The organism is Cohnella yongneupensis (assembly GCF_042655785.1).
In the GTDB taxonomy this organism is placed as follows: domain Bacteria; phylum Bacillota; class Bacilli; order Paenibacillales; family Paenibacillaceae; genus Cohnella; species Cohnella yongneupensis.
In genome coordinates, this window is the sequence record NZ_JBHSNC010000036.1 from 116891 (window position 1) to 129414 (window position 12524).

The window sequence follows — 12524 nt, forward strand, 5'->3', positions numbered from 1 at the left end:
GGATAGAAACCGATGATTAAATTTAAGCGTTCATTAATCGCCTTATTGGCGTTCGTTCTATTCTATACTTCGGTAGCTCCAAACCTTGTAGTTGCCGAACAAATGCCGTCGTCTGCGTTCGATGAAGATTACATTCCTTACGACGGGCCGCCCGTTCCTAACGATCCGGTTGCGTTGCCTGATTCCCAACCGACATTCAAAGAGATCGCGGGACTGAAACAGACGATCGACCCGTTCGGCAATACACCGACCGAGGACGCAGATCCCGCACAATCCGTCGACGTAGCTAAGGATAAGGCGAAAGCTGTTAAATACAAAGATAAAATAAAAAGCAGTCTTAAAGCGCCGAAAGAGCGGGTGAAGAAGGTTAAATCCGACTTCACTCCCGCGATGAAGCTGCTGACGGCATACTACAACCCGACCTATTATTCCTTGCTTACTGAAGATGAACAGAAGGAATTGATTGGCTGGGACACCGATAAAGTTAACAAAGAGATGGCAAAGCTTAAAACTAAACAGCTAGACGAACTGGAAAGCGTGGCTCCCGCTGCCGTTGAAAGCTATGACTACCGGGTTAGCAGAAGCAAGTATATCGACAAGCACCCGATTCTCTATGATCAAGCAGACGAAGAGAAAGATCGGGAAGCCGCTCGGGCGGACGGCGAGAAGCTGAAGAAGGCAAAGGACAAAATGTCGGGTATCGCCGCCACATCAAGCAAATTAGAAGTACAAGCGCTTGCTGCGCCTTCATCCTACAAAGTAACCGAGTTTAAAAACAAATATACGTATAAGTCGAATACCGATGATCTTGTCGACGAGACTTATAGAACCGCCAATCATAGCGTTACGGATTTGTCGCTGCCTGGTAAGAAAGGGTTGGATATCGTCCTTTCGAGGAGCTACAGTTCTTTAAGTAGTAAAATTCTGAATCCCGAATACACGGCGCTTCTGGATTCGGCCACGAACACATATGCCCAGGATCAAGGAAATTTAGGCAGAGCGCCTACGCTAACGGATATGAAGGGATTCATCGCGACCGGATGGACCTTGTCCTTGCCATCGATGGAAAAGGCGGATGTTCAGGCGGAAATCCAAAATTACCGCGTTAGCGAAAGCTGCAGCGGGGGTTATAACGGTACGAACGTGTGTTATAAAGACGGATATGCTCTTATTCCGCTGGCAACGCCTTACGAAAAGGTTTCCTTTTCGCTGGATGACGGCAGTTCGTACGAGTTCCGAAATGGACAGGTGTTCGATTATCCGTACCAGAACGTAAGCTACAACAAAGCGCTTAACGCCACGACGAGCAAATACGAATACAGCATTACCGTTGACGGGCAAATCACCTACAAATTCGACGACCAAGGCAATATTATAAGTAAAAAGAATGAGTTCGGCGATCAGGTAACGTATGTTTATACACCGACCGCTATTACGATCACGGATTCCTATGGAAGAGTCGTTACGATATCTCGTGATAGCACGACGCAGCGAATTACGGGCATTAAAGCGGTTGACGGTACCGCTACGATTCGTGATATCCAGTATAATGCTACGCAAATGAACTCTTCGGTTACCTATCGAAAGTGGACTGCAAGCGGATATCAGAACGTAACCGAGAATTTGTCCTATTGGCAGCTTAACGGCGTAACCGACGTTCAAGCAGCTAAAAGTTTAGAGACTTATACTTACTATACGGTAGATTCGACAAAGCTCGCCGATTTTAACTACAAGGCGGATGGTTATACGTATTGGTCAACGCCGAACGGCGATCCATCCCGATCCGTCTACGTGAGCTCGTTTGATACGTGGAGCGACAATCAATATTACGACTTGTCCAACATTAGACTTAACAATGCGAGCACATACGGAGAAATTCCTTATTTGCTCATCAAGAATATCAATTATTTCGATGGATTAACCGTACAGTTCAACTATCAAAACTATAGTCCGAGTTGGTATACGCAATCCACTTGGCAAGCACAAGAGGACGCGCGCGGCACGACTCGCATGTATCAAGACGACTTCGCGATTCAATATTTCTCCTATCATGCTGTCGATCGCGTTGATTACATTTATACGCAAGACAGCGTGAACAAGCAGATTTCCGATTACTATTACAATCTTCATACCGATCATGGATATAACCTGAAAGAATATTGGAAGACGGACAAGAACGGCATTCCGCGACTTCGTCAAAGCTCCAGGTTCGGCGACAAGCAGACAATTAAGAAAGCCGAGCTTAACGCCGACGGGACGAGCTATAACTATACGTACAGTCATTATATCAACAATGGAAAAAGCTTCGTCAAAGCGTTCGATTGGACAGAAGTATCTGGATTGAACGCTTGGAACTATACGTATCAGAACGTTCAGTACAACCAAAAACCTCATGAAGTAACAGCCTATGAATATGAACCCGGTCAGAAGCTGCCAAGGGCGACGCACACGTTCTCCGGCACGATTACGGATTTACAAAACCCTTCACTGCCCGTCGTGGGGAACCGAATAACGAAGCAAACGTCGACCAATTCGTTCGACTCCTGGGGGTATGTTGCATCCGATACCGATTTGCTCGGTAACGTTACAATCTACGAGTACAGTGGTCCGTTCCATCAAATAAGCAAGAAGACGTTTACGGCCCAGGATGGCTCGTCGATTAAGACGGACATTTATACGTACTATGCTTCGAACGATGCTGATCCGTTAAAACGGAATTTGTTGTGGAAACAAACAACCACGACGCAGTACAAGGATCCAACGGATCCGACGAAAACGAAGACCGAAAGCACGACGACGGAATATACGCAATATGACAGCCAGCATCTCCCTAAGCAGGTAATCGATTCAGGAACCGGTGATCAATATAGCCAAGATCCATTAACGACGATTACCTCTTACGTGAATACCGTTAGAGGCCAAATCGACATCGAGACGACGTTGGTGAAGCTGGGGCAGGATCAAACGCAAACTTCGCTTTCTGTGGATTACGATTACGATATCCGAGGGAATGTTCTTAAGACCACTTATCCTGACGGTAGCTTCGAGAGCGAAACATATGATTATTTAGATCGCGTGAAGACGTCCCAGTTCAATCCTGCGCCTTCGAGTGGAGGCGCGACTGCACGTCTTACCTCTATCGATTATAACGATAGCGAGCGCAGCGTGACGGTTACAACGCCTGATGGTGAAATCCAGAAGACGTTCTATACGCCGTTTGGGCTTGACGTGAAGAGTCAGCGGACCGTTAACGGAACTACGCGGATTATGCAAGTGAATACGACCGCGGATGGAATGAACGTACTTCAATCGTTGCCGTATAACGAATCCGATTTTGCTAAGACATATGCTTACGACTCTAAGTCCCGGGTTAAAGCGACGACGGATAAGTCAGGTACGACGTACGCGTACTATACGAATAATAGTTTGAATAGCCAACCGGGCGGTTACGACTATTGGAGCGAATCCAGTAGTACGATCGCCCCGGATGGCAATCAAACCATAAGGATCGAAGATGCTTACGGAAGAACGATTCGGGAAATCGAACAAAATCCGGATGCGTCCAAGGTTGTGACGACGGCTTATACGTATAATGCGACGGGTCAAATGATGGACAAGAAAGAGTCGACGTCCTCGGGTATTCAGATGACGAGCTTCGGATATGACGGAGCCGGGAATCTGATCTACTTGAAGGACCACATTGGACAAGTCTATCGTTTCGTGTATAACCGCTCGGGTCAGATGCTTGCTTTTACGATCAATGGCAAGTTGCAAAAGAGCAAATCCTATAACGAGCTTGGTTGGTTGCTAACGGCCACAAACCAGGAAGGCAAGGTAGAGAAAACCTACTACACTAACACTGGATTGACGGAACGTTTCACGGATAAAATGGGGCAAAATCGATACTATCAATACACCCCTTACTACGAAGTAGATAAATTATCCGTTAAGAATGCTTCCAATCAAGAAATCTATTGGTCTAAGTATACGTATAATCCAAATACAAGGCTTCTCGAGTCCGTTACGACGAGCACGAACGAGTCGCAAAGCTATCATTACGACCAATGGAAGCGTAAAGATACTGAGACAGTAGCCGGGCGAACATTCGGCATGGAATACGATGCGTATGATCGGCTGCAAAAGATCACCTATCCTGACAATAAGAAGGTCGAATATGGTTATGACTGGTTGAATCGTATTACCTCGGTCAAGTACCCGGACTTCGGCGCAACGCCGGTCAATTACAATTATACGATTGCAAGCAACCAGAATAATGAGGCGGTGCAGTTCCCTAACGGCGTTAAACAGGAAACGAAGCGGGACGCCTTCATGGAGCTCCAAACCCATACGATCAGCGCGAACAGTGTTACAAACTGGGCGGAAACGTTCAGCTACGATGGATTCGGGAACATCAAGACGATAGACCGCGTTCGCGGAGGCGTCAGCGATCATGCGGAATTCAAATACGACGGTGTTAACCGTATCCGGCAGGAAGATAAGGGAACCGAGCAGAAGAAGTATACGTACAGCGATCTAGGAGATCGGCTTACGATGGAGACCAGCGAAGAACCAATCGCGACATCCGGTCAAGAGCGCTACTCGTACGATGCCTTGAATCAGCTGAAGACATATTCTGATTCGAAGGGCACGTCTGCATCTTATACTTATTATGGGGATGGCAAACGCGCTACGAGGACGGTTAACGGCGTAACGACCCGGTATATCTACGTGAACGGGAAGTTGCTAGAAGAGCTGGACGGTCAAGGGAATCTAATCGCCCGCAACGTGTGGGGGAACGATCTTGTCTATCGTCAGGACTTGTCTTCGGGCAAAGCCGGTTATTATCAGTACAACGGCCATGGCGACGTCGTGCAGATCACGAACGCTACCGGCGCAACCCTGAACAGCTACGATTACGACGTCTGGGGCAACATCACGTCCAAGTCGGAGACAATGAGCAACCCTTTCAAGTACACGGGTGAAGTGTACGACGACGAGAGCAGTTTGTACTATTTGAGCGCCAGATATTACAATCCACGGCTTGGCAGGTTTATTAACGAGGATACGTATGAGGGGCAAATTGATAATCCGCTTACGCTGAACCTGTTCACCTATGTTGAGAATAATCCGCTTATCAACGTAGACCCAACTGGACATTGGAGCTTGAAGGGTGCATTTAAGGCTGCAGCAAAAGTTGCAAAAGTAGTTTATGATGCTGCTATAGGCGATGACATTAGAACCTTGACAAGTTCCAATGCATCGTTTGGGGCAAAGCTCATGGCGGGAGTGAGTATAGCTTCCAACTTTATTCCGGGTGGCGGAACGGTAGCAAAAGTTGGAGTAAAGTTAGTTGAAAAAGAAGTTGCTCATGTTGTTGAGAAGAAAGTTGTTTCTGAGGTAGCAAGCAAAGGTGGTAGGTTAGGAAATCAGGTTACTCGAGAACAAAACAGGGAAATCGCACAAAAGCTCGAGTCAAAAGGATGGGAAGTAACACACGGAGCGGGTAAGAAAGAAGAATATTTACCTGGTCCAAATGGTACGAAAGGTAGTAATTATCCGGATATTACTGCAACAAAAAATGGGAAAACCTTAAGGATTAATACAGTTGATACTCGTTCAAATGGTCAAATGACTACCCGAGAGGCAAATAATCTTAATTCGATTCGACAAAAAACAAGTGGAATAGGAAGCAAGACGTTTGCTATTCCAAAAAAGAAATAATTGGAGGTTTGTATGTCAAAAGAAGTTTTGTTTTTCGCGACGAAATCAGATATTATGTCCGGACTGCAAAAGATAGAGGGTGAATATTCACTTAAGTATGTTAGAAGTGGTCTCTTTGATAATGAAGATGTCAAAATATACAGTTCAGCCTTAGAGATTGAGGAATTGGGTTATAACAAATCTGGAAATGGGCTAACTCATGCTTATCTCGTTATGGATCAAAGTACTCAGCTAAATATTAGGAATGTACCACAGCAAAGGGGAGGTATGAAATATGCAATAGACCAATTGATAAATACGGAGTCACTTCTTTTTGCTCCAGGCGGATTATATGGTGATGGGTACCTTATCTTTGGTAGGATAACTACTATCAGTTCCTTACCAGTAGGATTGAATTTCTTTAAAGAATTCACCAAAAAAGTTACCAAAGGATTTATTAAAATAGGAAGATATTACGTAGGTCCAGAAGCGAAGTTGCTATCCAACGAAAGAAGATTAATAACAATAAATATTAACCAATCCCCCGAGTATGATTTAAAACTCACTTAAGTTAATTACCTTGAAAGATTAGAATGCCTACGCAAGGGATGATAAGCCACATGCGAGTGTAACAACTCCATGTGGTCTTTTTTTTTTTGCCCCCACCCGGGTAACGAATGAAGCGGGCGGCTCTGTTCAATTCATACTTATGCTCATTATGCCTGTACCATAGTTTGCCGATTTCGGTGTGTGTACATCATCAAATGCTATGAATATAACCCTTAACCGTTACATTCGTATTTGTGACTGACCTAATAATTGCTAGATGACTCCATTTTTCATTAGATTTTGTTACCTTCGTTATCTTGCGGTTTTTCCAAATCAAAACTATGAAGAAAAAAGAAATAGTTCGCAACAAACAGTAAATGTACCCCGATAGTTACGGTGAAAATGAACTGGTAACGTGCCAGTTGACATAGAACAGGTAAGGTAATGTGCAGGCTAGCCGCCTTCCTGACTTTATCACCGCCGCACAGCGGCAACTACAAGAAGGAAGGTAATCGTAATGAATGACAATTGGTTGAAAAGGAATCACAAAGCCGCTAACGAGTATATGGACACTGTATGCCAAGAGAGTACGCTCACATCTAGGCACAAGGGGTTTACCAAAGTACCGCATAAAATCCTTCGGTGCTATGGATTGAGCGAGTATGAGAAGCTGATTCTGATTGACATTATCGCGTATATGAGCGATAAGAACCTCTGTTATCCGACAATCGAAACAATGGCTAGAGACGTTGGATGCAGTTCTAAGTCGATAGAGCGACATGTCGCGGGGCTATCGGAAAAGAAGATGATTCTTGTCAGTCAGGACAGGAAAAACAATACGTATTACTTGCCGAGTTATCTCCACACCCACCCGTACTTGCTGATGTCCGAAAAAACGCATGAGTTTATTGGTAATGTGCGTAAAAACGTCAACGAACGAGAACTGACGTTATGGGTTCAAGGCATCGTGAAGAGTGACGAGTATAAGGCGTTTACAACGAGACTTCAAAAGCTACATGATGGGAGATTCATACCCAAGTTCGCAGAACAAGAAATCCTCGAGAGCTTCGCTCAACATCTCAATTCGGAGTTGGCGAAACGATTTCCGCCTGATGTGAACGGACAATAAAATAGAGTCTGTCATTTCATCAGACTCCCTGTTCTAATAACCGCCACTTAGTCTGCAATGAACGATGAAACAGGCGGTTTAGACAATGTGTCCATGATAATGGCGCAGAGTCGGTAACGGTAGACTGGGAGTCTGTTTGATAGACGTAAAGTCTGTTTCTTACCGTCCTAGAGTCTCACTAATAAGAAATATAAATAATACTCATTTCCAAGAATCATTTAAAGAATCATTTGAAAAAGAATCAGCAGACGCGCCGTTGGCGGTCTGCGATTTCGGGGGAGATAATTGATTCTTGGTGGGTAAGATGGGCAAGGAATCTTCACTAGAAAGTCTTGAATATCATCGTTGCCGCCGAGGACGGTGTCCTCAATCAATCTCTATGAGTTCTTCAATGCGAATGTCTAACTTCTTGCAGATTAGTTCAAGCGTCTCTAAGTAAACCCTGTCTACGTTGTCAGAACAAAGATGATTGATAGTGCTAGCACGAAGTCCTGTTAATCGTCCGAGTTCTCGTTGGGAAATCCCCTTTTGCTCCAATAGTTCCCGTAGCCTTACACGAATCGCCATGTTTACCCTCCAAGAGTAACGCTTAACCGTACTAAACTTTTAGACGATTATAGCATCGTTCTAAGTAAAAGTCATTGTGTGATTCGGTTAAGCGGTATATAATTGAAGTATGATTCGGTTAAGCGTTACAATAATCCTAATTATCGTAACGGTGGGGGAGGAAACAGCATGAATGTCATCGGCTACATCAGAGTATCAACAAGCGGACAAGCCAAGGACGGTTACAGTCTTGCATACCAACAAGACGAAATCCGCTCCTATTGTCAGGCTCAGGGATGGAACTTGCAAGACATCTTTACGGATGAAGGCATCAGCGGGGCGAAGGTCGATGAAGATGCGCTTGAGGTGGACAGAATTGGCTTTCAGAGCATGTTAGCCGCCCTGTCTACGCAGTCCATTGACGTAGTTGTCGTGCTCAATACAAGCCGTTTGTGGCGGTCTGACATCGTGAAAGTATTAGTTCATCGAGAGTTCAAGAAGTACAGTGTGGATGTGAAAAGCATCGAGTAGCCGACTTACTCCATCTTCAAGAAAGACCCGTCCGACTTTCTAATCAACGGTCTTATGGAATTGCTCGATGCTTACCAACGCTTAGAAATCAGTATGAAGTTAAGCCGAGGACGTAATAAGAAGGCAGAACAGGGCGGCTACGCAGGAGGACGGGCGGCGTTCGGATACAAAGCCCGTAAAGGTCACAAGGCGATAGAAGTGAACGAGAAGCAAGCACAGGCAGTAATACGGCTCTTTGACATACGGGAACAGTACCCGAATTGGACGCTTGAGAAAATAGCGTCAGAATTGAATCAGGAAGGCTTTACAACGCAACAAGGCAAGATGTTCACGAAAGTGCAAGTAAAGCGGATATTAGACCGCAGGGGCTTCTATAAGGGGCTTTACCGATATGGCGGCATAGAAGCCGAAGGGCTTCATCAAGCAATCATTTAATCGGAGTATTGAAGCAAATCAGGATTCGCTAACGTGTCTTTGCGGCTTGTCCGCTCGAACTGAGGATGCGAACTGATTATTGGACAATACCCGTAACCATCCAATTGGGTGGTTACTCATGGGCGGGAATATCGTTCCTGCTCGTCAGTAACCATTCAATCTAACAACAAGGAGTGACGAGGATGATTATTCAGCCGGACAAATTGGTATATGTGGGGGTAGACCTTCACAAGCAGCATCACACAGCCGTTATCATCGACTGTTGGAATCAGAAGTTAGGAGAAATCAAGTTCGATAACAAGCCGACAGCGTTCCCGCTTCTTGAGAAGGAAGTCAAGAAGTACACCAAGAAGGGGATGTCCGTAGTATATGGCTTGGAGGATGTCGGCGGCTACGGCAGAGCATTAGCGGTCTACTTAACGGAGAAATCCTGTTGGGTGAAGGAAGTCAATGCCAAGCTAGCCAATGCAAGACGCAAAAGCCATGTAACAATTCAGAAGTCCGATTCATGGGATGCTGAATGTGTGGCAAAGGTTCTACGGGATGAATTGCCGAACTTGCCGGATGCTAAGCCAGTTGACTTGTATTGGGCGATAAGTCAGCTAGTCACGATGCGGAAATGGCAAGCAAAGAGCCTTACAGGGGCGGTAAAGCGGCTGCATCAGCAGCTAGGCTATCACTATCCGAGTTACAAGAAGTTCTTCTCCGAAGTGGACGGAAAAACAGCGTTAGCCTTTTGGCATAAGTATCCTTCACCTTCTCGATTGTCAGGCATGGGGGCAGAGGAACTGGCAAAGTATCTCCGAAAGTTGAGCAATAACGGACTATCTACTAAGAAAGCAGAGCAGATTCTAACGCTAATAGTCGAGGATGGCGATACAACCCGCGATTTCCAAGACAAGAGAGACTTCATTGTCAAAGGGCTTGTTAAGAGCATCCGATTCTACGGGCGGGAGATAGCCCGTATCGAGCAGGAAATCGAGAGTCTGATGAAACAGCTAGGTTTCCAACTAGAGACGATGACAGGCATAGAACTTGTTACGGCTGCTGAACTGGTGTCGGAGATTGGAGACATTCACCGTTTCGCAAGCCCTGACAAGCTTGCACGATTCGCCGGAATCGCTCCAATCGCAGTAGGTTCGGGAAACAAACATAGGAACTACAAGAGCAAGCAGGGCAATCGAGAACTACATGACATCATTAAAGCCCTTGCGATTCGTCAGATTGCAGTTACTCGTACCAAGAAAGAGCCGCGCAATCCCTACTTCCTAGCGTACTACGAGCAGAAGATGGCGGTGGGGAAAACCAAGCAGCAAGCGATTGTCTGCATCATGAGAAAACTCGTCAACGTCATCTATTACCTGATGAAAACCAAGTCAGCATACACAATCCCAGTAGTATCCAGTAACGAAGCGGCATGATAAAATCATAGTGTCGGGCGGTGATTGTAGCGATAACAGTCTGCCGCCCATTTTGCTAGGAGAGTACGCTTTATTAACTAGGATACGTATGAGGGGCAGATTGATAATCCGCTTACGTTGAACATCTATACGTATGTAGAGAATAATCCGCTGATTAACGAAGATCCTACAGGGCATTGGAGTTGGAAGAAGGCTTTAAAGGCAGTAGCTACTGTTGCTAAGGTTGCTTACAATGTAACCATAGGCGATGACATTAGAACGCTGACTAGTTCAAATGCATCGTTTGGAGCTAAGTTATTTGCAGGGGTTAGTTTGGCTTCCAACTTTATTCCGGGCGGCGGAGCTATAGCTAAGGTCGGAGCAAAGTTAGTTGCTAATGAAGTTGCGCATGTTGTAGAGAAAAAAGTTGCAAGTAAGGTTGCCACATTAGCAGCAAATAAAATACAAGGGCAAGCTGCGGAAGCTCTTGCAAAAAAAGAGCTTCAAAGTGAAGGATACAAAATATTAGGTAGTCAAGTAAGTGTTAAAACCGCTGAAGGACGTAGAATTGTTGATCATTTGGTTCAAGATGCTAAAGGAAATATTAAGGCAATTGAAGTAAAATCCGGGAATGCTGTACTGAGTAAATCACAGCTTGCTAAAGACACTTCAATGGCTAGTAAGGGCGGAACGATCATTGGAAAGAATGCTCCAGTTGAATTAAAAGGTGTGACAAAGAAAATTACTACTGAAGTCAGGAGATACTGATTTATGGAAAATAAGAAAATAATTAAGAAAGATTTTCTTCAACGACTTACGGAGAAGCTATCGCAAATTGGATTTGAGAAAAAGCTTAACGGTCAGACGATTTGGAAATTGCTAAGCAATGGTAAAGCAGCCGCCCATATTTCATTTATTGATCACAGTAATGATTTTGATCTAGTATTGAATTTTGCCGTAAGAATTGATGCGATTGAGGATTTGAAAAATGAAGTAAATGAATACCTATCGGCAAAAGAAAAAAAACAAACGGCTACTTTGGGAGTTGAGTACGGTAATTTAATTGAAGGTGAGCAACAAAGATGGACGATTTCTAGGCATGAAGATATCGAAGTAGTTTGTAGTGAAATAAGTGAAATTGTTCTGAAGATTGGAATTCAGTATTTTGAAACGTATTCAAATCTTGAAACGGTATTTTCACTTTGTAGGGTAGAGGACACTTCAAGCAGATTACATGCACCAATAAGATATACAAGAGCTATGAATGCTGTCGGAGCAGCCTATTTATTACAAAAGCCCAATTTACAGAAAATCATCAATGATATATATGAAGCATATTTAAGAAATGAAGATGATTTAGGACTTGAAATGTTTGAGAGGTTTACTAAAAAAATAATCTTTAGTTAACGGTTGAATTTAATGAAGCCACATGCGAGTATAACAACTCCATGTGGTTTTTCTTTTTCTTGAATGTGACCCCCACCCAGTGCCGAGTGAAGCGGGCGGCACACTACAAAAGAACTTAACCCTCGTTAGCCCCGTATAAGATTTTCTTAAATATCATTGTACGGACAAACGCTCGATGATTTTATACCCTTTCGTCATAACTTCCCTCTAATACTTACCCTCTAAATCATCAGATACCTCCGCTATTCCTTCAGTTTACCCTACCTTCGTTTTCTTGCGGTTTTCTCATAATGAACAGAATGTGTAAATAATCTTTCGCAACTCTTGGAATACATAGACCGACTATTACAGTGTACGAGAGATGAATTAGAGTAAAACCCTCCGCAACTAACTGACAATATGCAGCGATTGTTATAGTGAGCAAACAAACTGGTAACGTGCCAGTTGACATAGAACAGGTAAGGTGACGTTTTGGGCTAGCCGCCTTCCTAACTTTATTGCCGCCGCACAGCGGTACTAGACTACAAGAAGGAAGGTAATCGAGATGAATGACATTTGGCTGATAAGTAATTCCAAAGCCGCCAACGAGTACATGAATACTGTATGCCAAGAGAGTACGCTCACTTCTAAACACAAGGGATTTACCATAGTGCCGCACAAAATCCATCGTTGTTTAGGGCTAAGTGAGTATGAGAAGTTAATTCTCATTGACCTTGTCGCTTACATGAGCGATAAGAGCCTATGCTACCCGACAATTGAAATGTGAGTATTTCGGCGCCATAGAGCCATTGAGTTAATGAGTGAGAGCCACCATGTTAATGAAATAG

General features: G+C 44.4%; 7 protein-coding genes and 1 pseudogene. 7 read left to right on the forward strand and 1 reads right to left on the reverse strand.

What is annotated here, in order from left to right:
* Positions 1–12: 12 nt before the first annotated feature.
* From ACFPQ4_RS12065 to ACFPQ4_RS12075, 3 genes are all read left to right on the forward strand, one after another.
* Positions 13–5721, forward strand: coding sequence for an RHS repeat domain-containing protein (locus ACFPQ4_RS12065; RefSeq protein ID WP_378112100.1), 5709 nt, complete (start codon positions 13–15; stop codon positions 5719–5721).
* 12 nt (positions 5722–5733) lie between these two features.
* Positions 5734–6270 carry a hypothetical protein gene (locus ACFPQ4_RS12070; protein WP_378112101.1) on the forward strand — a complete coding sequence of 179 codons (537 nt, stop codon included), beginning with the start codon at positions 5734–5736 and terminating at the stop codon, positions 6268–6270.
* 496 nt (positions 6271–6766) lie between these two features.
* Positions 6767–7378, forward strand: a complete 612-nt coding sequence (locus tag ACFPQ4_RS12075) for a helix-turn-helix domain-containing protein (protein ID WP_378112102.1) — start codon at positions 6767–6769, stop codon at positions 7376–7378.
* Between the two features lie 366 nt (positions 7379–7744).
* On the opposite strand, the gene ACFPQ4_RS12080 is transcribed toward ACFPQ4_RS12075, so the two are convergent.
* Positions 7745–7945 (reverse strand): helix-turn-helix domain-containing protein, encoded by a 201-nt coding sequence (locus ACFPQ4_RS12080; RefSeq protein ID WP_378112103.1) that lies wholly within the window; start codon positions 7943–7945, stop codon positions 7745–7747.
* 168 nt (positions 7946–8113) lie between these two features.
* On the opposite strand from ACFPQ4_RS12080, the pseudogene ACFPQ4_RS12085 reads away from it, so the two are divergent.
* The 4 genes and pseudogenes from ACFPQ4_RS12085 (at position 8114) to ACFPQ4_RS12100 (ending at position 11697) form a co-directional block, all read left to right on the forward strand.
* Positions 8114–8890 (forward strand): annotated as a pseudogene (locus tag ACFPQ4_RS12085) (recombinase family protein).
* 182 nt (positions 8891–9072) lie between these two features.
* Entirely contained in the window at positions 9073–10311 is a 1239-nt protein-coding gene (locus ACFPQ4_RS12090) for an IS110 family RNA-guided transposase (RefSeq protein WP_378112104.1), read from the forward strand.
* 117 nt (positions 10312–10428) lie between these two features.
* Entirely contained in the window at positions 10429–11058 is a 630-nt protein-coding gene (locus tag ACFPQ4_RS12095; RefSeq protein ID WP_378112105.1) for a hypothetical protein, read from the forward strand.
* Between the two features lie 3 nt (positions 11059–11061).
* Positions 11062–11697, forward strand: a complete 636-nt coding sequence (locus tag ACFPQ4_RS12100) for a hypothetical protein (RefSeq protein ID WP_378112106.1) — start codon at positions 11062–11064, stop codon at positions 11695–11697.
* Positions 11698–12524: the final 827 nt, after the last annotated feature.